Raw genomic sequence first — 24,284 nt, 5'->3', positions numbered from 1 at the left:
CCGGGCATGCTGGAGCGGCTGAACCAGGCCATGGAGCACATCGAGTGCCATCTCGACCAGGACCTCGACGTGGCCGAGCTGGCACGCATCGCGGCCACTTCGGAGTACCACCTGCGCCGGATGTTCTCGGCGCTCGCGGGCATGCCGCTGTCGGAGTACGTCCGGCGCCGTCGGCTCACCCTCGCGGGCGCCGAAGTACTCGCGGGACGTGAGACGCTGCTGGTGATCGCGGTGCGCTATGGCTACAGCTCCGGCGAGGCGTTCGCGCGGGCGTTCCGTGCCATGCACGGCATCGGACCGGGCGAGGCCCGGCGTACCGGCGCCGCGCTCAACTCACAGTCCCGGATGGCCTTCCGCCTCATCATCGAAGGGAGCAGCAGTATGCGATACCGCGTCGTGGGCAAGGCGGCCTTCAACGTCGTCGGACTCAAGACCCGGGTACCGCTGGTGCATGCGGGGCCGAACCAGGCGATCATGGACTTTGTCCGTGGGATCGACCCGCGGACCCTGGAGCGCCTGGAGAAACTGTCGGACCAGGAGCCGCACGGCATCGTCGCGGTCTGCGACGACCTGGACCCCAGCCGCGCCGAGGGCACTGAACTCGACTACCGCCACGGCGTGATCACCTCCGCGGCCGCTCTGGAGGGCACGACCACGTTGGCCGTCCCGGCCGGCACCTGGGCGGTCTTCACCACGTCCGGGCTGGCACCGCAAGCCATCCAGGAACTGTGGCGGGACGTGTTCACCGAGTGGTTCCCGTCGAACCCGTACCGCACCCGCACCGGCCCTGAGATCCTGCGCATCCACCTGTCACCGGACAAGACCGAGGCTGACGCCGAACTGTGGCTCCCGGTGGAGCCCGAGCACGGCTGAACACAGCGGTAGGCCCCCGGGCAGGCACGTGCGCGCCATTCAGTTGGCCTTTCGCGCCAACCGAACCAGTCGGACTCCGGAAAGATCAATCTCAGCGGCACTTCTTGTACCTCACCTACACACCCGCTGAAGTCGGCTGGACGCGGTCATGTGAGTACGGCGTTCATGACTGCTTTGGCGATGGGCGCGCCGAGTCGCCCGCCGCCGATGTCGGAGCGTGAGATGTCCATGTCCTTGGGGTCGATGAACACGGCCACGGCGACGGGCGAGGTTCCGTCGCGGTGTTTGGCGTAGGCGACGAACCAGGCGTAGGGGCGTTCGTCGCGCACGTCGCTGCCGTGTTGGGCCGTGCCGGGTTTCGCTCCGACGGTCACACCGGGGATCTGGGCTCCGTCGGCGGTGCCCTCGCGCACGGTGTGCTCCATCATGTCCTGCACCTTCTTCGCAGTGCGTTCGGAGACGGCCCTGCCGTGCGCCTCGGGGGCGGCCTTCTCGATTACGGACATGTCGGGTGCCTGGATCTGCTCGACCAGGTGGGGTTTCATCACGGTGCCGTTGTTGGCGATGCCCGCGGCGACCATGGCCATCTGCATCGGTGTGCTGGTCAGGCTTCCCTGACCCATGCCGGTGAGTGCGGTCTGCGGCCTGTCGAGCCGCTCCGGGTAGGTGCCGGCGGAGGTGCGGACGGGCAACAGGTGTTCCTGGTTGAAACCGAACTTCTCGGCGGTCTCGCGCATCTTGTCGCCGCCCGTCTTCAGCGCCGCGTCCAGGAAGACGTTGTTGCAGGACCACTGCATGGCGGTCTTCATCGAGACCTTGTCGCACTGGGCGTCGGGCACCACGTTGCCGATCTTCGTCGAGCTGTCGGGCAGCTGGTAGGGGGCGGGGACGTGGGAGGGGGCGCCGATGTCGGTGACCGTGCCGTGTTCGAGGGCGGCCGCCGCGGTGAGGATCTTGAAGGTGGAGCCGGGCGGGTAGGCCTCGCGGATCGCCCTGTTGCTCAGCGGCTTGTCCTTGTCCTCATTGAGGCGGGTGAACTCCCCGCCCTCCTTGCGAGAGTTCCCGGCGAAGACGGACGGGTCGTAGGACGGGGTGCTGGCCATGGCGAGGATCTTCCCGTTGCGGGGGTCGAGGGCGACGACCGCGCCCTTCGCGCCGAGGTCCGTGAGCCCTTTGTAGGCGGCCTTCTGCGCGTCGGGGTCGATGGTGGTGACGATGTTGCCGCCGGCGGTTTCCTTGCCGATCAGGGAGTTGAGGACGCTGCTCCGCAGCCGCGGATCCGTGCCTGACAAGACATCGCGGTGGACGCCTTCCAGCAGGGTGGCGCCCTGGGCCTGGGAGAGGTAGCCGGTGACCGGCGCGTACATCGGCCCGTCGGTGTAGGTGCGCTTGTACAGCAGGTCGGAGCCCGGGGTCTGTATCGAACCGGTGATCGGGCGTCCGGCGACGATGATGTCCCCGCGCGGGCGGCCGAACGCCTCGATCAGGTTTCTGCGGTTGTTCGGGTCCTTGGCCAGGCTCTCGGCGGAAACGGCCTGGATCCAGGCTGCCCGGCCGAGCAGGGCGAAGAACAGCACCCCGAAGAAGACTGCCGCATGTCGGAGGGTCTTGTTCATGTTCACTTTCGGAGAAGGACGCGCCGCGGGTGAGCGGGCGGGGGGCAGGTGCCGGTCAGGAAGGGTCCGCTGGGACGGCTTCCAGGAGGTGGCGCACGACGGGTACCGCGGACGATCCGTCGGTGAAGCGGCCCTCGACGACAACGGCCACGGCGACGTTGCCGCGGGTGGCGACGACCCATCCGTTGTTCGGAGCGCTCTCGCTGACCTCGGCGGTGCCGGTCTTCGCACCGACGTGCCCGGGCAGGCCGGCCAGTCCTCGCGCGGTGCCTTCGGTGACCGTGGCGCGCATCAGGGCGCGCAGCTGGGTGACGACCTTGGCGGGTGCCCCGTCCTCCTGGCGGCGCACGGGTATCCGCGAGTCGTAGGACCACGTCCCCAGACCTGGGACCGGCATCCTCGCGGAGAACGCGACGGTGACGGCGCCGTCCTTCGCCGGACTCGCCGCGCCGACGGTCAGGGTCGGCTTGACGATGCCGAGCCCTGAGGTGAAGTTCCGCAGAACGCTCTGTGCCTGGTCAGGAGTGGTGGTGCGGGCCCCCGCGCTCTCGGCGCGGCCGCCTGCCCAGTCCACCAGGAACCCCCTGCGCCTGGGCCACGGCGGCCGGATCGGTAACCGGTTCGTCCGGCGAGAACGGTCCCCACTGCGCGGCGTACGTTCCGGCCGCGGCGACGGTGGCCGCCGCGGCGACGGTGGCCGCCGCGGCGACGGTGGCCGCCGCGGCGGCAGTGCTGAAGAGGCGCCAACGTCGGCGCCGGTCGGGGGCAGGGTGTTGAGGCTCAGGCATCGAACGGTCCTTCCGTATCCAGCCGGCGCTCAAGAGCCGGTGCGCACGCCAGGGCGCAGGCGCCCACGCCGACGGCGAACAGAAGGAGGAGAAGACCGACGGCGTGACACGTTTGCGTGGGCATGTCCCGAGATCAGCACCTGCACCGGCACCATGTCCAATATCAGAATCAAATCCGCAATGATGTGCTTCTGATATCGTTCCTGATCATGGACATAGTCGGACATGTGCGGTGCTTCGTCGCTGTTGCAGAGGAGAGACATTTCGGTCGAGCCGCCATCCGGCTGGGCATGGCCCAGCCACCCCTCTCCCAGCGCATCCAGCGCCTGGAGAAGGAAATCGGCGTACGGCTCTTCGAACGCACCAGCCGCCGGGTCACCCTCACCCAGGGCGGCGCACTCCTGCTGGAGGAAGCGCGCGCTCTCCTCGCCCGTACCGACACGTTCCTTGCCGTGGCCTCCCGCATCCGGGACGGCCGCAGCGGCCTCCTGCGTGCCGCGCTCCCCTCCGGCATCGCCGGGGAGCCCGTCGCCGCGATCCTCGCCGACCTGCGCCGCCACCAGCCCGGCCTGGAGGTGGAACTCCACGAGCTGTCCACCGCCGAACAACTCGCCCGTATGTCCTCCCACGAACTCGACGTGGGGCTGATCCATCACCCCTGTGACACCACCGGGCTCGAACTCGGCCCGGTCCTGCGCCGGGAACTGGGCGTGCTCCTGCCACCGGACTCGCCCCTGGCCGCACGCGTCGATGTGCCGCTGTCCGCCCTCACCGGGTACGACCTGATCCTCTTCCCCCGTGCCGATGCCCCCGCCCTCTACGACGAGCTGCTCACCACCTGTGCCCGCGGCGGGTACACCCCCGACACCGTCCGCCACGGCCAGGGCGACAGCTTCATCCGAGGCCTGATTCACTCCGTCAACGCCGTCGCCTTCGCTCCACCCGACCCGGGTCAAACGGCCGACGACGGCGGTCCGGGCATCATCTGGCGTCCCCTGGCAGGCACCCCGCTCGCCTGGCGCTTCTCCGCGGCCTGGCCGAAGGACCGCAACAGCGGCGCCGTCACCGCCTTCGCCGACACCGCCCTCAACGTCCTGCGCACCACCACAGGGGTGTCCGCCGACCGTCCCCAGCACCCCCTCCACCTGCGTCCGGCATCGGAGTACTGGCTGTGAACCCCCTCCAGCGCATCCACAGCGCCTTCGCCGAAGCCGGTGCCACCGGCTGGCTCCACGCCACCGACATCGACACCGGCGCCGAGATCAACGCGGGCGCCGACCGTACGGTCGCAACCGCCAGCGTCCACAAGCTCTGCCTGCTCCTCACCCTCCACCAGCAGGCCGAGCAAGGCCTCCTGGACCTGACCGAACAGCTCGAATGTCATTCCGCCGGACGCACGCCAGGACCGACCGGGCTGGCGGCCATGCTCGACCCCGTCCGGATTTCCCTGCGCGACGCCGCCTACCTCATGACGGCCGTCAGCGACAACGCCGCCGCCGAACTCCTTCTGGAACGCGTCGGCCTCGACGCCGTCAACACCACGACCCGGCGCCTCGGACTCACCGGTACCCTCGCCCCGCACACCTTCGCCCAGACCCTCGCCACCATCCGGGAAGACGCCGGCCCCGACGGCGCACAGGCCCTGACCGACCCCCGTGTCATCGCCCGCCTGCGCGCGCTGGACCCCGCCCGCACCAACCACAGCACCCCTCGCGACATGACCCGCCTCCTCAGCGCCATCTGGCGCGACGAAGCCTGCACACCCGAACACGGCGCCGCGATCCGCCGCCTCCTCGGCCTCCAGGTATGGCCCCACCGCATGGCCTCCGGATTCCCCTTCGACGACGTCCACGTCGCCGGAAAGACCGGCACCCTGCCCACCCTCCGCAACGAGGTCGGCGTCATCGAATACCCCGACGGCGGCCGCTACGCCATCGCCGTCTTCACCCGCGCGGACAACCCCGCCGCCACTCTCCCCGCCGTAGACGCCGTCATCGGAACCACCGCCCGCATCGCCGTCGACGCCCTCCGCACCCGATAGGCCAACGGGTGCGGGGGCGTTCGGCCGAGAAAGGAGAGCCGTTCCGTGCGCTCGGGGTTGGCTAGTGGAGCGTGCCGAACGCCTTCGTGAAGGCCAGCGGCTGCTGCGTGATCGAACTGCACGTCGGGTCGGCGTGGTTCACTTCGCCCGCCGCGCACTGCTGGTCACGGGTCGCGGACCACATCGCCAGCCGCCCGATCCCCTTCGACTTCGCGAAGTCCACGAGCTGCGTCGCGTCGGAGACGGTGTAGACCTCGCTCGCGACGTCGTTGACGCCGATCATCGGCGTGACGGCCACCGCCTTCCACGCGGCCGCGTCCGAGAGCCCCAGCACCCCCTTGATTTGTGCCTGCGTGGCCGTGGCCGCCTGGATCGCGTACTGCCCCATGTCACCGCTGTACGCGGGCCCGTAGTCCATCGCCATGATGTTGACGCCGTCGATCCGGACTCCGGCCCGCTTGGTGTCGGCCAGCAGCGCCACACCCGGCTGGGTGAGGCCCTCCGGCATCACGGGCAGGGTGAACGCCACGTCCAGGCCAGGGTGCGACTTCTGCAGCTTGGCGATGGCCTGGGCGCGGCGGGCGTTGGCCGCGGCATCGGGCAGGGCGGCGCCCTCGATGTCGAAGTCGACTTTGGTCAGCCGGTACTGGTCGATGACCTTGCCGTACGCCGCCGCCAGTTCGTCGGCGCCCGCGCAGTTCAGTGCCAGCTCGCGCCCGGCGGCGCCGCCGAAGGAGACACGTACGTCGCCGCCCTTGGCCCGCAGTGCGCCGATCTGCCCGGCGACTTTGTCGTTCGCCAGGTCGGTGACACCGCCCCACAGAGGCGCGCAGCCGCCGCCGGAGGTGATGAAGGCGAGGTGGAATTCCTTCACCCCCGTCTTGGCGGCGGTGTCGAGGAGGTCGTAGGCGGGGTACAGGGAGGTGTCCACGTACGGGGCGAAACGTGCTCCGCCGACGGCCGGGGTGCCGGTGGAGGGCGGGGGAGTGGCGGTCGCGGTCGGCGTCGGCGTCCCGGTGGGGGTGGGCCGGGTGGATGGCGTGGAGGGGGTGGGGGCGCTCGCGGTCGCCGTCGGGGCGGTGGTGGGCCGGCCGCCCGGCGGGGGCGTCGCGCCCTGGTCCACCGAGCACTTCACCCCGTTGATCCGGCAGGCCGTCGGGTTGCCGGGGTTGGCGCTGCCACTCGTACTCGTCACGAAGCCCACCGTGACAGAGGCCCCCGCGCCCAGCTCCTTGTTCCATTGTGCGGGCTTCACGGTGACGTGCTGACCGTTGACGGTGTGAGTGCCGTTCCAGAGGGAGCCGATCTTCGTCCCGGCGGGCAGATCGAACTGGAGGGTCCAATCCGGCTGGGCCTGCCCGGTGTTGTTGGTGATGACGTACTGCCCCGTGTAACCGCCGCTCCAGGAAGTGGACTTCGTGTACACGGCTCCGACGGAGGCGGCCTGCGCGGTACCGGTGAAGGCGAAGGCGGCGCCACCGATCACCGCCGCCACCGAGATCGCTCCGGTGGCCTTCGCCTTCTTGCTCGTCGTGCGCCGGTGGCCGGTCGTAGTGCCCATCGCGTGCCTGCCTCTGGGTTTCTCGGGGGTCGGGTGTGGCAGCACGCTATCCGCCCCGAAATGGACAATCGTTCGATTCGGGGCGGCGGATGTGAGTCTTAGGTTCCGCTTAAGGGAGAGGTAAGCGGGGCCTCAGGTAACGCGCTCGCGGAGCTTCCCTCCGACCCCACACGGGCACCCTCGCAGGGGCACTGGGCATCATCGGGGAAGTGGCGGCCGAGGCGCGCGTCGGCCGGTTCCCGTTCTGGCTGGGCGCACACGGTTCTCCCCGGCGGTCCTCACCCTTTCTTAGCGGGACGTTAGATCTGTGGGGCAGTCGTTGTCCGGGGATCGGGGAGGACGCATGCTCTGGGCACTCCCCGCCGTCGGGGCCGCTCCCGCCCCCTTGTCAGGGGTCTCGCCTGGAGGCGTCATGTCCTCGTCCGTCGCCGTCCCCGCAGCACCGCTCGCGGACGAACGCAAGAAGCGCCGCATCGCCCTGGTCGGCGGATCGCTCGGCAACCTCGTCGAGTGGTACGACTGGTTCGTCTACGCCAGCTTCGCGATCTACTTCGCCGACTCCTTCTTCCCCGGGGACAACCCGACCACGCAGCTGATGAACACCGCGGGGATCTTCGCGGTCGGCTTCCTCATGCGCCCCGTCGGCGGGTGGGTGCTCGGCCGGGCCGCCGACCGGCACGGACGCAAGAGCGCGCTCACACTCACCGTCACCATGATGTCGGTGGCCGCCTTGCTGATCGCCGTTGCCCCGACCTACGGGCAGGCCGGGTACTTCGGCGCCCTGGTGCTGCTGCTTGCCCGCCTGCTCCAGGGCATGAGCATCGGAGGCGAGTACGCGGCCAGTGCGACCTACCTCACCGAGGCCTCGGCCCGGAACCGGCGGGGCCGCGGCTCCTCGTTCCAGTACGTGTCGATGACATGCGGCCAGCTCCTCGGCCTGGGCATGCTCATCACGTTGCAGCACACCCTGACCACGGCACAGTTGGGCAGCTGGGGATGGCGGATCCCCTTCGTCCTCGGGGCGCTGTTCGCGGTGGTCGTCTTCTGGATCCGGCGGCGCCTCCCGGAGACCGACGCGTTCAAGGAGGAGTCGGCGGGAGAGGGCGCCCGCGACGACAGCGCGCGCGGCACCCTCAAGGTCCTGTGGCAGCACCGGCGGCAGGCGGGGCTGGTCATGGCGCTCACCCTCGGCGGGACCGTGGCCTACTACACGTACACCACCTACCTGACCAAGTACCTGGTCGGCAGCGCCGGGATGCCGAAGACCACGGCGACGCTGGTCAGCTTCACCGCGCTGGCGCTCTTCGCCGTGCTCCAGCCCTTCGCCGGGATGCTGTCCGACCGGATCGGGCGGCGCCCCCTGCTGATCACCTTCGCCGTGGGCTGCACCGTCGGCACGTACCCGATCATGACGGCCCTCGGGTCGGCGTCCTCGTACTGGTCCGCGTTGGGTCTGTCCTTGCTGGCCCTGGTGATCGTCACCGGCTACACCTCGATCAACGCGGCGGTCAAGGCCGAGCTGTTCCCGACCCGGGTGCGGGCCCTGGGCGTGGCTCTGCCGTACGCGATCGCCAACGCGCTCTTCGGCGGCACGGCCGAGTACGTGGCCCTGTGGTTCAAGAGCAGTGGCCACGAGAAGCTGTTCTTCTGGTACGTCTCCGGCTGTGCGCTGATCTCCCTCGTGACGTACTTGCTGATGCCCGACACCCGCGATGCCGTGCTCAGCCGCGCCGAGGCCGAGGCCGATGGCGAGGGCGAGGGCGAGGGCCGCGAGCCGGAGCGGGGGCGGCCGGAGGCGTCCGTCGAGGCCGCGCGCTGAAAGCGGCACCGGTGACCCGGGGCGGGCCCGCACGTAAGCTGCTGCTCCAGGATCGGGATCAGGGTCAGGACTGTCTATGCACGCGCTTCTCGTCGAGGACGACGACCGCATGGCTCAGGCCCTCGGCACCGCTCTCGCCCAGCGCGGGCACACCGTCCGCCGCGTCGGCCGGGCCCTGGACGCCCTGCTGCACCTGCGCGAGGCCGAGTTCGTCCTCCTTGACCTGGGCCTGCCCGATCTGGACGGGCTCGAACTGCTGCGACGGCTGCGCACGGTCTGCGACGTGCCGCTGATCGTGGTGACGGCGCGGTGCGAGGAGCGCGACGTCCTGCAGGGGCTGCGGGCGGGCGCCGACGACTACGTCGTCAAACCGTTCCGGATGGCCGAGCTGATGGCCCGTATCGACACCGTACGCCGCCGCTCGGGCAGGCGTTCCGGCCGCCTCGACGCGGACGCCGGGCGTGGCGGCGGCCGGGCCGTGCGCACCGGGGACGTGGAGGTGGATCCGGCGGGCCGGACCGTGACCGTGTCGGGAGTCGAAGTCCGGCTCACCCGGCGGGAGTTCGACGTACTCGCCTTTCTTGCCGCGCGCCCGGACGAGGTGCACGCCCGCGAGGAGATCCTGGACCGGATCTGGGGTGATGCCTTCCTCGGTACCTCCCGCTCGCTGGACGTGCACGTAGCCGGGATCCGTGCCAAGACCGGGCGCCCACAACTGGTGCGCACCGTGCACGGGTTCGGTTATCAGCTCGGCTGTCCCGCCGGCGCGGACCCCGCGCCGTGAGGCGCAGGCTGCTGGCCGTGCTGCTGGTGCTCATGGGCGCGGCGATGCTGCTGCTCTGCCTGCCGCTGGCGGACGCCTACGCGCGCGGACGGACCGAGCACATGCTGCTGCAACGCCGTTCGGAGGCCGTACGGTTCGCCGAACTCGCCGAGCGGATGCGTACCGAGGCCGACCGCTCCGAGCTCTCCGCGGAGATCGGCCGGTACGCGCAGCTGTACGGGGCCGCGGTGGCCGTCGTCGACACCTCGGGCCGGACGGTGGCCCGGGCCGGAACGGCGGGGGCCCTGGCGCAGGGCGCAGGCTCGGAGCCCTCCGCCGCGGTGGCGGAGGCCCGGGGCCGGGCACTCACCGGCCGCTCCACCGAGCGGCTGCCGACCATCCGGCCCTGGGGCCCGGGTTCCGTGGTGCTGGCCGAGCCGGTGGGTCGTGACGAGCGGGTGAGCGGGGCCGTCCTGATGGCCCTGCCGACCGCGGCGGCCCGCCGGGACGTCACGGCGCGGTGGTCGCTCATCGCCGCCGGGGCGCTCGCCGCCTTCGCGGCGGCCGCGCTGGTCGCGGCGGGGATCGCGCGCTGGCTGCTGCGTCCGGTCAGCGACCTGGACCGGGCCGTGGAGGGGCTGACCGCGGGCAGGCTCCAGGCGCGCGCCGTCTCCGACTCCGGACCGCCCGAACTGCGGAACCTGCGACGGCATTTCAACACCATGGCGCAGGACGTCGCCGATTCCATGGGCCGCCAGCGCGACTTCGTCGCCGACGCCTCCCACCAACTGCGCAATCCGCTGGCCACGCTGGTGCTGCAGATGGAGAACGTCGAGCCGTACATCGCCCCCGGGCCCGGCCTGGCCGAGCACACCCGCGCCCTGGACGAGGCGGCGCGCCTGGAGGAACTGCTCGACGGGCTGCTGGCGCTGGCGCGGGTGGAGTCCGGTACGGCGGAGCCGAGGGACCAGGACGCCGCGCGGGCGGTACGGGACAGGATGGCGGCCTGGGGTCCGGTGTTCCGCGACGCCGGGCTGCGTCTGGGGCCGACGGGCGGCGGCCTTCCCGGGAGCCTGGTGGTGCGTGCCCTGCCGGACGCGGTGGGCCGGATCCTGGATGCCCTCCTCGACAATGCCGTGAAGTTCGTTCCGCTCGGCGGCAGCGTCGAGGTGCGGGTCTCGCGCGCCGCCGACGGGGGTGTCGTGGTGCGGGTCAGCGACGACGGCCCCGGCGTACCCGAGGACCAACTACCGTTGCTGATGCGCCGCTTCGCGCGGTCTCCGGAACATCAGAACGTACGGGGCAGCGGGCTGGGGCTCGCCATCGCCGAGGAGATCGCGCGGAGCAGCGGAGGCGGGCTCCGGGCCGCCGGGAACACGCCGCACGGACTGGTCCTCGAACTGCGGCTGCCCGCCGCGTGACGGCTCAGCCGTACACCGAGCGGTAGTAGGCCGCCGCGCCCGGGTGCAGCGGTACCCTGCCGGTCGAGATGGCGAACCGGGGCTCCAGCCGGACTCCCGCCGTGACCTCGCGCAGCAGGTCCCGCCACCGGTCGAACACCACCCGCAGCAGGGCCTCGACGGTGCTCCGCGGCAGGTCGTCGCGGGCCAGGAGGTAGTTGCCGACCCCGATGGTCCCCACCGGATCGGTGAGCCCGTACACCCCGGCCGGAAGGGTGACGGCTGAGTAGACGGGACCGTAGCGCTCCCGTAGCGGACCCACGTGGCTGTCCAACGGCAGGAATCTCAGCGGCAGTTCACGGGCCAGGTCGGCGAGCGCCGGCGTCGGCACGCCGCCGGACCAGAACAGCGCGTCGACCCGGCCCGCACGCAGGGCGTCCACCGACGCGGCGAGACCCAGGGGCCGTTCGTCCGGCGCGGCGCCGCCGCCCCGCCCGGTGGCCCGCAGCACCCTGCCCGCGACCACCTGCACTCCCGACCCGGTGGCACCGGCCGCGACCGGACGGCCCGCGAGAGCGCCGACCTCGCGCACGGGGCCGTCGGCCGGGACGACGAGGTGCGTGTAGTTCACGTAGACCCGGGCCAGCGCGCTCACATGCGTGGCGGGGTGGGTGAACGACTCCCGTCCCAGGGCCGCGTCCTCGGCGGTGTCCGCCATCCCGAGGGCCAGTTCGACGGTGCCCTCGTCCAGCTGCCGCAGGTTGTCCACGCTGGCCGCGGTGCTGACGGGGACGATCTCCGGGCCGCGCCCGTCGGCGGCGAGGGCCTGTGCCAGGGCCTTCCCGAAGGCGTTGTACGGACCTCCCTCCGGCCCGGTCGCGAGCCGCAGCCGCCGCACCGGAGCGGGCTTGCCCGAACATCCGGCGAGCGCCGCCGAGGCCGCGACGAGCCCGGCACCGATGATCCGCCGACGGCTCGTCCCTGCGCTGGTCATGGCGACAGCCTAGCCAGAGCGGGCGGAGCGTCGCCCCGGAGACCGGAGACCAGAGACCGGAGACCGGAGACCGGAGACCGGAGACCGGAGACCGGAGACCGGTGTTGGCGGTGCGGCACGCACCGCCCGTGTCGTGCGTGACAGATTGTGACGAATCTCGTACGTTTGATCACGTACCGTGATTCTGCTCTGTCTTTGCGGGCCCGGCCCGCGACCCACGAGGTCGCACACGCTCGTCTCCTCCCCGGGCTTGCCACCGCTAGGAGATGCCGGTGATCGACCGAATCTGGCTCCATCCACCGCTCGCCATCGCCCGGTTGGGGCCTTCCCCCGTGCCGTGCGACAACTACAGCTGGGGACCGAGCGACCTGTCGCCGCGCGGTTCCGGCAAGACCACCGTCGTCCCGGCCCCCACCCTCGACCTCGCCCCCGACGGCACCCTGACCGAGCGCATGCCCGAAGAAACGCCCGAGGGGCTGCCCGCTCCGGTGCTCTTCAAGGACCAGGACGGCTGGCGGCCGGTGTGCCCGTACTTCGAGCTGCACGGCAGCTGGACCTTCGGCGGGAACCGCGGGAGCGGGCCGCTGACCCGGGCAGTGCTGACGGAGTCCGGGCTGACCCTGGCGGATCTGCAGTGGAAGGTCGCGGTGGCCAATCACAAGGCGCACCACTACACCCAGTCCGACGGTGACCGGGTCGAGGCGCTCGTGGAGGTGCGGGGCGACGACCACACCCTCCGTCCGCTGGCCGGGGGTTCGCCGCAAGGCGTCGCGAATCCGTTGGTACCCCTCGGCCACAGCCTGCCGCTGGGCTCCGTACAGGTGCCCACGCCGAACGCCGCCCTCCCGGAACTCCGGCTGCGGTTCAGGCCGGGCGTCGGCGCCGTCTACGGACCGACCGATCTGCAGACCCGCGCCGCGGACACCGACTACGAGCTTCCGCCGCAGCGGCTGATCCTCAATTCGGACGCCAAGTGGTGCGGCTTCCCGCTCCAGGACACCAGCGACGACCCGAGGACCGTCCCGGGCGGCCTCTTCGCCGGTGCGGAAAACCGGAAGAGCCTGGGGCTGGTGGACGACATCTGCGACGGCACGGTCACCGTCACCCTCCCCGGGGGCCTCGAAGCCTCGGCCCGGATCGTGGTGAGCCCGCCCGACTTCGCCCCGGACCGCAGGCCCTTCGTCTCGCTCGCCGACGGGCTGGCGGACCGGGTCCAGCGCGCAGAGGTCAAGGACCCCGCGTACCTGGCCCAACAGCAGCTCACCACCCTGGAGATCCGGGACCTGTTCGAGCGGATCCTGGAAACGGTGGGGAACATCAACGTTGACGTCCAGAACGAGCGCGTCCGCGACGTGTACGGCGAGGACCGCGACGGAGACGGCGTGAACGACCGCGGCCCGCTCACGGTCCCCGAACCGCTGACCGGTGTCCTGCTCGCGCTCACCGACGGCGGTCGGCGCCGTCACCGGCGCTTCGTGGCGCTGGAGGTGCTGGAGGACCTGCTGCGGGAGCAGCCCGACCTGATCCGGCGGGTGGTCCGCGAACCGGTCGAGGACGCACCCGACTACCTCGACGGCCGTATGCCCGTCGCCATGCGCGGGGCCGACGCCGGACCGCTGCACCTGACCCGCCGCCAGTACGACCTGCTCACCGGATGGGCAGACTCCTTGCGCGAGAACACGGAGCCCGGGTCATGACCGTACTGCTGCAGATCGGCCGCCGCCCGGCCGAGCCGCCTCCGGCGGACGCGGTGACCGCTCGGACCACCCCGGATCCGCGCTCCGAGGTCCGGGTCTTCCGCAGCGCGCACGGTGCGCATCTCTTCGTCGCGGACGGCAGCCGGGTGTACGACCTGCCCGAGCAGACCGCCGCCCGGCTGGAGCGGTGGACGGCGGCCCCGGAGGGTTCGCTGGAGGACCTGGCCCGCGAGCTCGCGCTGCCCCTGTGGGCGGAGCGGCGCATCGACGGCACGCCCGCAGAGCCGCCGCCGCTCGCCTCCCTCTCGCTCAATGTGATGCAGGCGTGCAACCTCAGCTGCGGGCACTGCTACGCGGACGAGGGCAAGTTCGGCGGTGCCGCCCGTGCGATGCCCAGGCGCACGGCGTTCGAGGCGGTCGACCGGCTGCTGGCCGAAGCCGCGCCCGGCGCGGACGTGGTGGTCGGCTTCATGGGCGGCGAACCGCTGCTGGCCCGGGACCTGCTGCACGAGGTGGTCGCGTACGCCGAACGGGCCGGATCCGCGGCCGGAAACCGGGTCCGCTTCGCCCTCACCACCAACCTGACGACCGTACGCCCCGAGGACGCCCGCCTGTTCGCGGGCCACCCCTTCACCGTCACGGTCAGCCTGGACGGTGACCGCGAGGGCCACGACGCGCTGCGGCGGGCACCGGGCGGAGGCAGCGCGTACGACCGTCTGCGGGCCGGACTGGAGGTGCTCGCCCGGCACGGACGGCCCCGCCACCTGGCCGCGCGGGTCAGCGTCACCCCGCACACCGGACGGCTGCTCGACGTACTGGAGCACGGCATCGGCCTCGGCTTCGACGAGGTCGGCTTCGCCGCCGTGGTCAGCGCGCCCGATCCCGCGTACGAGATCACCACCGAGGCCTTCACCGGGTTCCTGGACCGGATGGTGGAGTGCGGCGAGAAGGCGCTGCGCGAGCTGTCGGCCGGGCGCGCCTACCCCTTCGGCAACTTCCAGACCGCGATGCACCAACTGCATCGGGGCACGCACCGCCCGTACCCCTGCGGTGCGGGCGCCGGATATCTCAGCGCCTCCGCCGATGGAGGCCTGTACGCCTGCCACCGGCTGGTCGACGACCCGGCCTTCGCCATGGGTTCCCTGGCGGAGGGCTCCGACGTTGCCGCCCGCGCCCGGCACTTGGCGCTGCGCCATGTCGACCGTCAGGAGCCGTGCCGGTCCTGCTGGGCCCGCTACCTGTGCGGCGGCGGCTGCTACCACGAGGTCAGCCGCCGGGGACGGCCGGGCTGTGAGTACATCCGCGGCTGGCTGGCCTTCTGCCTGTCGGCCTACGTCGAACTCTCAGCCGCCGCACCCGAGTTCTTCGCCGCGTCCGCCGACTCCGGCCCCGCTCTCGTCAGCCCCGCCAGCCCCGCCAGCGCCGTCTGAAGGAGCCGTCCATGCCAGACCTTCCGTCCCCCGACGGGAAGCTGTTCCCGCGCAACCTCACTGCCCGGGCCGACTACGTCGTGCGCGGCAACCCCTCGGGCACCCGCCCGGAAAGCGGTGTCGACAACTGCTTCCCCGGCCTCGAATTCGATCAGCGCAACCTGGACAGGGCGTTCTTCCCGGGCCTGACCGTCGACTTCCAACGCGGCAGCGGTTCCAGGGTCGTGACCGTCGACGGCGGGGCCGCCTCGGCGCAGGGCCTGACGGCCGCCGACGTGAACGACCCCGACACCCCCCTGTACATCTGGGCGCTGTGCGGACGCACGACCGTGGATCAGACGGAGTCCCAGGCCCCCGTGATCGACTGCCGCGGGCTGGACGGCCTGGACGTCTGGCGGCGGGTGCGCGATCTGCTGCCCGGCCGGATCGCCGTTCTGCTCGGTCCTGGACCCGGCAGGTGGTCGGACGGCGCCCTGGCCGTCGGGGACGTCAACGGGCTGCGGCGCAACAACGCGGGCTTCGTGCGGCGCGGCCCGAACGGCGGTTTCAAACTCGCCCTGCTCATCGCCGACCGGGCCCGCTACCTGGACCCGGACGGCGTGATCGACCCGGACGTGTACCAGCCCGGCGACCTCACGCGCAGCCTGTGCGCGCCGTGGCAGTACGACTTCCGCGACTGCGGGTGTTTCTACTGGGCAGCTTCGAAACCCGACGTCACCAGCAGCTCGGACGGCAGCGTCCCCCAGATGAACTTCCTGCGCAGGGACCGTACGCCGGTATCCGACCTGGACACGGACGCGGCCGACGCGGCCTCCCCACGCGGAGTGCGCACGGCGCTGGAGTTCACCTACCCGGGGCTGATCGCGAACTGGAACGTGCTGCCCGTGGTCCTCAACGACCGCGAGGACGACAGCAAGGGCATCCCGGGACCTTCGTCCGTAAAGCCGCTGGACCGGCCGACGGTCATCGAGAAGCTGAAGACGCTGGCCACGGTCGAACACGCGCTGTGCGTGGAGTACCTGTTCGCCCACTACTCGCTCCAGGCGCCGATGAGCCTGCCCGCGAACCCGAGTGACCTCACCAGGAAGGTGTACGCGGCCGCACAGGAGGTGTTCGCCGTCGCGGTCGACGAGATGCGGCACCTGCGGTGGGTCAACGAGGCCCTCGGAACACTGGGGGAGCCCGTCGTCCTCGGCCGTGCGGTCACGATCGAGCGCGACGGCGCACACGACTTCGCACTGCGTCCGCTCGACGCCGCCCAGCTGCAGTGGTTCATCGACGTCGAGGCACCCAGCCAGCAGGTGGACACCGGTGTGGACGGGATGTACGTCAAGCTGCACGAAACCCTGGTGAAGCGGCCCGACCTCTTCCCGGAGTGGGAGCGGCTCGCCCACCTGATCAAACTGATCATCGACGAGGGCGGCGACCACTTCAACCGCTTCAAAGCCGTCAAGGGCCATCTGGCGCCGTTCACCGCCGACCGGTACCTGCGCGACCTGGGGCCGGGCGACGGAGGCGCCCTGCACACACGGCTCCTGGAACTCGGCGACCTGTACTATGCGATGCTGCTGGGAACGCTGCGGCCCACGTTCGCGCTGGGCGACAGCGCGGGCGGAGTGCTGATCGAGCAGTCCCGCCGTACGATGGCCAACCTGCACGAGATCAACCACATGCTCGCCGCACGCGGGGTGGCACCCCGTTTCACGCTCCCGGCATGGCTGGCGGGGCCCGCCCCCGCGGGCGGGCCGGCCCTCGCCGACGGGCCGCTCACCAGGGCCGCGGCCCTCGCTGCCATGCGGGCCCAGGAGGCGCTCTTCGGCCTCGTCGAGGTGGGCGAGCGGAGGATGGTGGTGCGCCACTACCGTGACACCGAAGCACTGCTCGGCGCACTGACCATGCACGACGGCGGCGGCAACGGGTGAGCCCCGTCGCGATCTCCGGATCGGGGCTGGCGGAACTCACCTGCGCGTGGCTGCTGCTCGGGCGCGGGCACCGGATCCGGCTCGTGGCGCCGGGCCCGGGGGCGGGTCCCCGGCCCCTCTTGCTGACCGGGCCGACGCTGGAGCTGCTCCGCTCCGTTTGGGGAGACGGACTTCTCGACGATGCGTGGGAGTTGACCCACCGCCGGGTGCGGTGGGGGGACGGGGCCCGACCCACGCGATTCGCACAGGCGGGACGGGTGGTGGACGGGGCGCTGCTGGCGGCTCGGATGCGGGAGCGGCTCGGGGCCCGGCCGACGCCGGACACGGGCGGCCCGGCGCGGTGGAGGGTGACGGCGCAGGCGGTGGACGGCGCACCGCCGGCCCACCACGCGGTCGGGCGACGACGGTTGCTGGCCGGCACCGCACCGCTGCGGGAGGGCCGGGACGAGCGGACTGCCGTGCTGGACACCACGGGTCTGGGCTGGGTCCAGATCACCCCCCTTGGTGCGGGCGACTGCTTGGTGCAGGCCATGGTCCCCGGTCCTGTCGAGGACCCGGCCGGGCTGCTGGCCCGGCTGCTCGCCGAGTCCGCGGCGGGCGACGTACTGCGCCGCCCGCCCGGTACGGTGGCCGCCATCCCGGCAGCCCCCCGGCTGCACCTCGCCCCGGCGCTGGAGCCCACGAACGAGTCGCCGTCCGGGGTGCTGACCGTCGGGGCGGGCGCCATCCGCTACGACCCGCTCAGCGGCACGGGAACCGCACAGGCCCTGCGCACGGCAGTCCTCGCCGCCGCCGTGATCGACGCCGACGCGGGCGGGACCCCGGTGGCCGCCCTGTGCAGGCACTACACCGCCCGGCTCCGCGCCGCGTTCGCCGAACACCTGGCGGCCTGCGCCGAGTTGTACTGCTCAGCCTTCGCCTCCAGCGCCTGGCAGGACGAGCTGGACGCCGCCCGGCTCGGCCCCCGCACGGCGGGCCGTCCGGTGGGCGTCGGCGGCCCGGCGTGATCACGGCAGGCGGGCTGCCGCCGCGCGCTCAGCACCGCCCGGTCGTCCGCGCGCCGGGCCAGGACCGCTCACCCCCGAAGCTCCGCTGCACATCCCGCCGTTTCCAGCGACGCATGGGAGCGCGGGGACGGGCACCTTGGTCGCCCAGGCCGGATCCGGCAGCGCCAGCCGGACCGCTCATGGGCGTGCCCGGTCCCGGCTGGCTGCCGGGGCCGGGCACGGGGTGACCGGGGACTGACGGGTGTACGGGGCTGGGCTCAGCGGGTGCTTGTGCGCCGGCGTCGCCGGAGTACGACGGCCCCGCTCGCGAGGGCGAGTGCCGCGGCGGAGCCACCGGCCAGCAGCAGGGCGGAGGACGAGGTCTCGTCGGTCGTGGAGGTCTTGGAGGTCGTGGACTGGAGGCTCTGGAGGCCGTAGCCGCTGGAGTAGCCCTTGGTGGCGTATTCCGAGCCGGGTTGCTTGTCGGCGTAGCGGGCCTTGACCAGCTTCTGGTAGTCGCTGAGCGACGCCGAGGCCCGGCCGTCCAGTCCTTGGCGGGCCTGGTCGTTGAGCGGTTCGACGGTGGTGAGCTTGAGCTGGTACCAGCCGCGGATCTGCGGCTCGGTGAAGACCAGCGTGCCCAGGGTGGCCTTGCTGGCGTACGTGGCGTCGCTGTCGCCGTCGCGTACGGCCGCCAGATGCCAGCCGCCGCCCTGGGTGGGTGCGAGCATGACGGTGGCGTTGCGGCCGTTGACGGTGGCGCTCAGCGAGGAGACCAGCTGTGTCAGAGCGATGGCCTCGGTGGGCAGGGGCTGGGCGGTGCCCGCGGCGAACCCGGGGGTGATCTCGTTGCGTGCGACCGGGTCCTTGATGGTGAAGGCCGGCAGGCCCTGGCAGGGCTCGGCCGTGTCGGGGATGGTCTGCACCGGCCCGCCGGCGCCGCCGGCGGCGGGCAATGGCGTGCGCAGGAAGCGGCAGACGGTGTTGAGGACGTCCGGGGACTTCACGGCGTCGAGGGCGGCCTGGTAGTCGGGGATGTCGGCCGGGAGCGGGTCCTTGGCCGGTTTGTTCGCCGAGGCCGTGACCGGGGCTGAGTGAGCCGGGTGGGCCGCGTGGGCCGGACCGACGACGCACAGCAGTGCGGATGCGCTCAGTGCGATGACGATGGACAGACGGGAGAGGCGAGAGGTGGTGTTGCTGGCGTTGCCGTTGGTGCCACTGGTGTCGCGCATGTCGCCTGCCTTAGCGGGAGATGCCGATGCGGGAGTGGGTCCACTTGGAGGAGCTGTTGCTCACGTAGTCGCTGTAGTTCCACCACGTGTACGTGGTGGTGTCCGGCCACGGGTCGGCCACGGCGATCTTGGTGTTCGAGGTGTCGAAGCCGTAGACCACGTTCATGTGGCCGCCGCCGGAGGACCACCCGATGCGGGCGCCGATCGGCCGGGCCGCCTTGACGTCGGTGTACACCTGGTCGAACGTGGCCGCGCTGCTCAGCGCCGAGCCCAGGTGTGTCATGCCGAGGCTGCTCCAGCCCCTGGCCATGTCGTCGAGCGTGGCGGGCTGGTTGTTGCAGCCGTAGTAGGGCTGGGCCCGGGTGCAGAAGTCGGCCTGCGTGGAGCCGAAGCCCTGGAACTTGGCGATGGTCAGCCCGGAGGCGACCCAGCACCACTGGGTCTTCTCCTGCTTCAGCATGGTGATGGTGTCCTGGCCGGCTTCCGCGTGGGCCGTGCCTGCCGCGGAAGCGAGCGATCCCAAGGCGGCCAGCGCGATCGCCGATGCCGTGGTTCCGTACCTGAATTTGCCCATTTTCCTGCCTTCCCTGATGGGTGCGACGAGATGAGCGGGTCAGACCTGGCAGGAATATGACAACGCAGCGTGCCAATGTCACATAGGGGTCGCGCGGGAAGTTAACCCCTACGGATTATTTGTCTGCTCATCGTGCAAGTTGGGAGCGGTGGTGTGTCGGTGGCCGCTGAGAGCATCGAGTCATGCCGCCCACGCGCCGAACAAAGGGTCTGCCGCACGATCGGGGGCCACGTTGCTGGGCGCCGACGGCGTCGCGATCCCGTTCTTGCGCTACCTGCCCGAGAACCTCGGCCCACTCGGTGCATGCGTCGGGACGGCCCTGCGTGAGCGGCTGGCCGAAGCGCCCTCCTTCGAGGGCTACGACATCATCGTCATCCTCGCCGATGTGCTGCGTTCTCAGCCGAGTTCTCACGGTACGGACCGGGCGCGCATCGCCGAAGCCTGGCCGCGCGTCGCAGTCGAGGGCACCCGCGGGAAGATCTGGTTCTCCCGTACGCCGGGCATCAGCGTGTGGCAATGGGCCTGGGCGCCCGTCCAGGTCGTTGACCGGGATCCGGTAGATCCCGATCGCTTCCGAACGCGGGTGAAGGACCGGTTCGACTTCGTGGCTCACGAGCTGGGTCACGCGCTGCGCGTGACGCATTCGTTCGGCGACCCCGCCTTCAAGGATCCCGGTGAGGACTACGGCGGCTACGCGCACCCGTACTGCGTCAAGAGCGCGATGGCCTACGGCGGCATCGGCGGCCCGTACTTCCCAGCCGCCCCGCGAGGCGGCCGGCCGGAGTATTCGGGTCTCGGCCCGAGCCTGAACGCGACCACCGCGCTGCGCCGTGGATGGCTCCATGCGCGCACGTATGATCCGGCCACCGCGGGCCCCGCCGTGTTCACCCTGCGCAGCCGGCACTGGCGCGGCCGGGATACCGGCCTGCCTCCGCAGGCGGTGGAGGTGCTGGCCCCAGGCGGGCGGAACTACGTCTACCCGCCCGCCGACGTACCCGTGACGGTGGCGTGGACCGTCGACGGCGAGCCGCTGAGGCGGACGTCCGGGCAGCTCGTCCTGTCGAAGCGGGTGCAGGTCGCGAACCCGGGGCTCGACCCGCGGGAGGACGTCCGTTCGGTCGTCGTGTCCTACACGGTCGAGGCCCTGCCCGCGGGGGCGCGCCTGCGGCTGGCCAACCGGCCGGACGACGAGACGTTCTGCTGCCGCCGGACCTGTGGCGGAAAGTCAGGCCGGAGCGCGTCGAGCGGGTGCGGCAGCTGACCGACCTCCTGGCCTACCTGCGCACCAAGGGGAACGAGGCGGCCTACCAGGAGGTGGTGGGCGAGCTGGGAACACTGGTCCACGACGCGCGCGTCCGGCCGTTGCTGGTCGCGCTGGACTCGGTGGCGCACGTACCCGTTCCGGACGGGCTGATCGCACCGCCGGGCCGTGAGGTGCTGCCCTGGAACCAGTGAGGTGGCCGACCGTGGCCGACCCGATCTCTAATAGTTTATTTGGACTGATAGAGTTCGACTATGCCTCGACGCGCTCTCGACAACCCGATCGTTCTGGCCGTGCTGGGTCTCCTGCTCGAACAGCCCTCGCACCCGCACCAGATGCTTGCCGAGCTGCGCGAGCGCAGTGATCACCACGCGGCCGCGATCACGCGGGGCACGCTCTACAACTCCGTCGCCGCCCTGGCCGAAGCGGGATGGCTCGCTTCGCAAGGACAGGAACGCGCGGGCAACCGTCCGGAGAGGACCGTCTACGCCCTCACGCAAGCGGGTTACGACGAACTCGTACGGCGGCTGGACTCCCAGATCCGCAACCCGGAGCGGGAGTTCTCGCGGTTCCTGGGCGCGGTCACCTACCTCGGCGCCCTCGGGCCGAGCGGCGCGGTGGCGGCCCTGGGCGAGCGTGCCGAGCGCCTCCGGCAGCGCACGTCCGCCGATGAGAAACGCCTCGCGGACGCCCTGGCGGCCGGCGCACCCCGCCTGCACGTCATCGAAGCCGAGTACGCGTTGTGCCTCGCCCGCGCCGAGACGGCATGGATCGACTCGGTCATCGACGACGTCCGCACCGGCTCACTGACGTGGCCGGCCACCGATGCCGCGACACCTCCCGCACACACCGCAGAACACTGAACCCAGAGGAATCGAACACGTGACGCTGACGGCGACGCAGGACGGCATGCTCTTCGGGATCTACCCGGGCGGAGTCACCGGCGATGACACCGGGGGTCTGGCCTCCGGCCCGCCCGATGACCCGGCCCTCGTATCGAGTGCACTCGACCGCCTCCAGGGCCGACCGGGCCGCCCGTTCCTGGTGCGCGCCTACATAGGCTTCGACGACACCACCCGCCCCGGCGAGCCGCACGCGACCGCGACACCGGCCACCGCGGCTCAGTACGCTGTGCGGGGGCGCCACCTGGACCTGGTGGCGCAGTACCGGTCCACGGCCGGGAACGTCGACGGATACTGCGCCTTCCTGCGCGAGCTGGTCGAGCAGTACGGCGCGGTCACGCGCACGTTGCAGGTGGCGGAAGAGCCCAACATCACGTCGAACCCGACGCTGGACGGCTACTACCCGGCGGTGCGCGAGGCGATCGTCCGTGGGGTCCGCGCCGTGAAGGCGCGAGCACGCGAACTCGGGCACACACACCTGCACGTCGGGTTCAACACCACTCCGCTCTTCGGCCCGGCCACCGCCTTCGTCACCGACCTGACCGACCGTGGGGGAGAGGACTTCATCGCCGATCTGGACTACGTGGGCCTGGACTTCTTCCCCGACGTCTTCCAGCCCGTCGCCGCATCCGATCTCGCGCACGCCGTCGAGGGACTGCTGCGTCACCACCGTGACGCGGCGCTGACACCCGCCGGCTTGGGGCACCTACCGCTGCACATCACCGAGCACGGCTGGCCCACCGGGCCCGACCGGCACCCGCACCGGCAGGCCGACGTCATCGAGACCGTGATCGGGGTGATCGCCGCCCAAGCGAAGCGACTCCACCTGAGCGGCTACACACACTTCGCGCTGCGAGACGCCGACAGCTCCCAGCCAGGGTTGTTCCACCGATTCGGGCTCACCACCGACGACTACACCCCCAAGCCCGCGTTCGACACCATGAGGACACTCGTCGAACGCTTCAGCGCCTGAAGGGAACCCCGAAGAGACCACTGAAGAGAAAACCGGGGCCGCTGTCGGCGGAGCCGTGTCAGGATGCTCGGCATGTCTGGTCGCGCGCTGAGTTTCGGAGTGATGGCGGAAGCATATGAACGGTTCCGGCCGGGGTATCCCGTGGAGCTTTTTGACAGGGTGATCGGGTACGCGGGCCATCCGGTGCGGACAGCCCTGGAGATCGGGGCCGGGACGGGCAAGGCGACCCGGCTGTTCGCTCAGCGGGGGGTCGCGGTCACCGCGACCGAGCCTGACGGAGCCATGCTCGCCGAGCTGCGCAAGCATGTACCGGCTGCCGGAGTCACGACGGTGCGCGCCGCGTTCGAGGACCTCCGGCCGGGGGAGCGGGAGCGGTACGGGCTGGTGTACGCGGCGGCGGCGCTGCACTGGACAAACCCGGAGGGCCGGTGGCCGCGCGCGGCCGCGCTGCTGGAGCCGGGGGGCGTGTTCGCCTCGTTCGGCGGTCCGGTCGAGCTGGCCGACCCAGCCGTGGCGGGCGCCGTACGTACCGTGCGGGCACCGTTCCTGGAGAGCGACGACGTCCCGTCCCCGGACGGGACACCTCCGGGGTATGACATGCAGTGGCCGGGTACGGAACTCCGACGCTCCGAGTGGTTCACGGATGTCCAGCAGTCCGTGATCGAGCGGCGCCTGACGATGAGTGCCCGCGAGTACGTCGGCCACCTCTCGACCGTCTCGGCCTACCTCGTCCTGCCGGCCTCGGACCAAGAGCGGGTGTTCGACCGGATCCTGCGGGTGCTGCCCGGGACGGTCGAGATCGCCGCCGACATCACGGTCCATCTCGCGCGTCGGCGCTCCGAGCCGTAGCGCCCCGGCCGATACAATTCGACCGGCTAACGGGGGCGGTCCACGATGCTGTCGCGCAGGTCCAAAGCCGAACGTCGAGGCGCGAACGTGCACATCGTGATCGACCTCATCCACGTGCTCGAATACCTCTGCAGCGCGGCCTGGTGCCTGCACGATCCGGCCGCCGAAGCCTGGGTCGCCCGCCACACCCGCACCATCCTCGGCGGCGCCGAACAATTCGCTGCCGCACTCCATACCGCTGCCCGCGCGCCCGGTTGAAGAAGAACCGACGCAAGGGCATCAACGACCCCATCGGCTACCTCCGTAACAAGGCCCGATACCTGCGGATTGACCGATGTCATGGACGCCGTTGACGGCGGGCGTTCCCGCCGGTTACCCATGCTTGTCCGGTCTGGCGTCGGCGAAGGCGCGGTATCCGCCGAGATCTCGGGCAGAGCGAGGACGTCGCCGCGGTGTACGACTCGGACCGGACCCGGGGCCGTCACCGGATGCTGATCCGCCGTCGTAGCGAGGTCGTGTCGGACATTCAGCAAGACCGCCGTCGTCATCACCGCGAAGTCCGCCGGGCGCAAGGTCTTCGGCCTCGCCACCGCAGGGGTCCGT

The 24,284-nt window shown here is 71.2% G+C and carries 21 protein-coding genes and 3 pseudogenes; 16 read left to right on the top strand and 8 right to left on the bottom strand.

Annotation, left to right across the window (positions count from 1 at the left end):
* The first annotated feature begins 6 nt into the window (after positions 1-6).
* Complete coding sequence (locus OHS33_RS00275; RefSeq protein WP_330328318.1) at positions 7-873, top strand: AraC family transcriptional regulator; 867 nt, start codon at positions 7-9, stop codon at positions 871-873.
* A gap of 146 nt (positions 874-1,019) precedes the next feature.
* Here OHS33_RS00275 and OHS33_RS00270 read toward each other — a convergent pair whose 3' ends face one another.
* The 4 genes and pseudogenes from OHS33_RS00270 to OHS33_RS00260 all read right to left on the bottom strand — a co-directional run bounded on the left by OHS33_RS00270 (position 1,020) and on the right by OHS33_RS00260 (position 3,277).
* Positions 1,020-2,489 (bottom strand): peptidoglycan D,D-transpeptidase FtsI family protein, encoded by a 1,470-nt coding sequence (locus tag OHS33_RS00270; RefSeq protein WP_330328317.1) that lies wholly within the window; start codon positions 2,487-2,489, stop codon positions 1,020-1,022.
* A gap of 55 nt (positions 2,490-2,544) precedes the next feature.
* Positions 2,545-2,814: pseudogene (locus OHS33_RS39745) on the bottom strand (penicillin-binding transpeptidase domain-containing protein); the annotation flags it as partial.
* Between the two features lie 66 nt (positions 2,815-2,880).
* Positions 2,881-3,063 (bottom strand): annotated as a pseudogene (locus OHS33_RS39740) (penicillin-binding transpeptidase domain-containing protein); the annotation flags it as partial.
* Positions 3,008-3,277 (bottom strand): hypothetical protein, encoded by a 270-nt coding sequence (locus OHS33_RS00260; protein WP_330328315.1) that lies wholly within the window; start codon positions 3,275-3,277, stop codon positions 3,008-3,010. The pseudogene OHS33_RS39740 and the gene OHS33_RS00260, both read right to left, overlap by 56 nt.
* Before the next feature lie 209 nt (positions 3,278-3,486).
* On the opposite strand from OHS33_RS00260, the gene OHS33_RS00255 reads away from it, so the two are divergent.
* Positions 3,487-4,452, top strand: coding sequence for a LysR family transcriptional regulator (locus tag OHS33_RS00255; protein ID WP_330328314.1), 966 nt, complete (start codon positions 3,487-3,489; stop codon positions 4,450-4,452).
* Positions 4,449-5,318 (top strand): serine hydrolase, encoded by an 870-nt coding sequence (locus OHS33_RS00250; protein WP_443065170.1) that lies wholly within the window; start codon positions 4,449-4,451, stop codon positions 5,316-5,318. Before OHS33_RS00255 ends, OHS33_RS00250 begins: the two co-directional genes overlap by 4 nt.
* Positions 5,319-5,379: 61 nt before the next feature.
* On the opposite strand, the gene OHS33_RS00245 is transcribed toward OHS33_RS00250, so the two are convergent.
* Complete coding sequence (locus OHS33_RS00245; protein WP_330328313.1) at positions 5,380-6,879, bottom strand: cellulose binding domain-containing protein; 1,500 nt, start codon at positions 6,877-6,879, stop codon at positions 5,380-5,382.
* Between the two features lie 412 nt (positions 6,880-7,291).
* Here OHS33_RS00245 and OHS33_RS00240 point away from each other — a divergent pair, with 412 nt between their 5' ends.
* From OHS33_RS00240 to OHS33_RS00230, 3 genes are all read left to right on the top strand, one after another.
* Complete coding sequence (locus tag OHS33_RS00240) at positions 7,292-8,698, top strand: MFS transporter (RefSeq protein ID WP_330328312.1); 1,407 nt, start codon at positions 7,292-7,294, stop codon at positions 8,696-8,698.
* A gap of 76 nt (positions 8,699-8,774) precedes the next feature.
* On the top strand, positions 8,775-9,482 hold the full coding sequence (locus OHS33_RS00235) for a response regulator transcription factor (protein ID WP_330328311.1): 708 nt from the start codon (positions 8,775-8,777) through the stop codon (positions 9,480-9,482).
* The gene (locus OHS33_RS00230) at positions 9,479-10,882 is read left to right on the top strand and encodes a sensor histidine kinase (RefSeq protein ID WP_330328310.1); all 1,404 of its coding nucleotides are present in this window, start codon (positions 9,479-9,481) and stop codon (positions 10,880-10,882) included. The genes OHS33_RS00235 and OHS33_RS00230 overlap by 4 nt, the downstream gene beginning before the upstream one ends.
* 4 nt (positions 10,883-10,886) lie before the next feature.
* Here OHS33_RS00230 and OHS33_RS00225 read toward each other — a convergent pair whose 3' ends face one another.
* Positions 10,887-11,855: a TAXI family TRAP transporter solute-binding subunit gene (locus OHS33_RS00225; protein ID WP_330328309.1), complete on the bottom strand. Its 969-nt coding sequence runs from the start codon at positions 11,853-11,855 to the stop codon at positions 10,887-10,889.
* A gap of 272 nt (positions 11,856-12,127) precedes the next feature.
* Here OHS33_RS00225 and OHS33_RS00220 point away from each other — a divergent pair, with 272 nt between their 5' ends.
* Genes OHS33_RS00220 through OHS33_RS00205 form a run of 4 tightly spaced genes read left to right on the top strand, consistent with a single transcriptional unit; the run spans position 12,128 to position 17,911 of the window.
* Positions 12,128-13,552, top strand: coding sequence for a hypothetical protein (locus OHS33_RS00220; RefSeq protein ID WP_330328308.1), 1,425 nt, complete (start codon positions 12,128-12,130; stop codon positions 13,550-13,552).
* On the top strand, positions 13,549-14,982 hold the full coding sequence (locus OHS33_RS00215) for a radical SAM/SPASM domain-containing protein (protein ID WP_330328307.1): 1,434 nt from the start codon (positions 13,549-13,551) through the stop codon (positions 14,980-14,982). The genes OHS33_RS00220 and OHS33_RS00215 overlap by 4 nt, the downstream gene beginning before the upstream one ends.
* A gap of 11 nt (positions 14,983-14,993) precedes the next feature.
* The gene (locus OHS33_RS00210; RefSeq protein WP_330328306.1) at positions 14,994-16,904 is read left to right on the top strand and encodes a ferritin-like domain-containing protein; all 1,911 of its coding nucleotides are present in this window, start codon (positions 14,994-14,996) and stop codon (positions 16,902-16,904) included.
* Positions 16,901-17,911 (top strand): hypothetical protein, encoded by a 1,011-nt coding sequence (locus tag OHS33_RS00205; protein WP_330328305.1) that lies wholly within the window; start codon positions 16,901-16,903, stop codon positions 17,909-17,911. Before OHS33_RS00210 ends, OHS33_RS00205 begins: the two co-directional genes overlap by 4 nt.
* A 257-nt stretch (positions 17,912-18,168) precedes the next feature.
* Here OHS33_RS00205 and OHS33_RS00200 read toward each other — a convergent pair whose 3' ends face one another.
* A complete protein-coding gene (locus OHS33_RS00200; RefSeq protein WP_330328304.1) occupies positions 18,169-19,122 on the bottom strand; it encodes an LPXTG cell wall anchor domain-containing protein in 954 nt (317 codons plus the stop codon).
* Positions 19,123-19,132: 10 nt separating this feature from the next.
* Positions 19,133-19,696: a papain-like cysteine protease family protein gene (locus OHS33_RS00195; protein WP_330328303.1), complete on the bottom strand. Its 564-nt coding sequence runs from the start codon at positions 19,694-19,696 to the stop codon at positions 19,133-19,135.
* Positions 19,697-19,922: 226 nt separating this feature from the next.
* Between OHS33_RS00195 and OHS33_RS00190 the strand changes: the two are divergent.
* From OHS33_RS00190 to OHS33_RS00165, 6 genes and pseudogenes are all read left to right on the top strand, one after another.
* Positions 19,923-20,273 (top strand): annotated as a pseudogene (locus OHS33_RS00190) (ABC transporter substrate-binding protein); the annotation flags it as partial.
* 671 nt (positions 20,274-20,944) lie between these two features.
* Positions 20,945-21,151, top strand: coding sequence for a hypothetical protein (locus OHS33_RS00185; RefSeq protein WP_330328302.1), 207 nt, complete (start codon positions 20,945-20,947; stop codon positions 21,149-21,151).
* Between the two features lie 60 nt (positions 21,152-21,211).
* Entirely contained in the window at positions 21,212-21,820 is a 609-nt protein-coding gene (locus OHS33_RS00180; RefSeq protein WP_330328301.1) for a PadR family transcriptional regulator, read from the top strand.
* A 46-nt stretch (positions 21,821-21,866) separates the two neighbouring features.
* Positions 21,867-22,832, top strand: a complete 966-nt coding sequence (locus OHS33_RS00175) for a hypothetical protein (protein WP_330334848.1) — start codon at positions 21,867-21,869, stop codon at positions 22,830-22,832.
* Positions 22,833-22,973: 141 nt separating this feature from the next.
* Positions 22,974-23,681, top strand: a complete 708-nt coding sequence (locus OHS33_RS00170; protein ID WP_330328300.1) for a class I SAM-dependent methyltransferase — start codon at positions 22,974-22,976, stop codon at positions 23,679-23,681.
* 87 nt (positions 23,682-23,768) lie between these two features.
* Positions 23,769-23,939: a hypothetical protein gene (locus tag OHS33_RS00165; RefSeq protein ID WP_330328299.1), complete on the top strand. Its 171-nt coding sequence runs from the start codon at positions 23,769-23,771 to the stop codon at positions 23,937-23,939.
* Positions 23,940-24,284: the final 345 nt, after the last annotated feature.

Origin of the sequence: Streptomyces sp. NBC_00536 (assembly GCF_036346295.1) — a bacterium.
In the GTDB taxonomy this organism is placed as follows: Bacteria; Actinomycetota; Actinomycetes; order Streptomycetales; family Streptomycetaceae; genus Streptomyces.
This window is presented reverse-complemented; position numbering and strand designations above follow the sequence as displayed.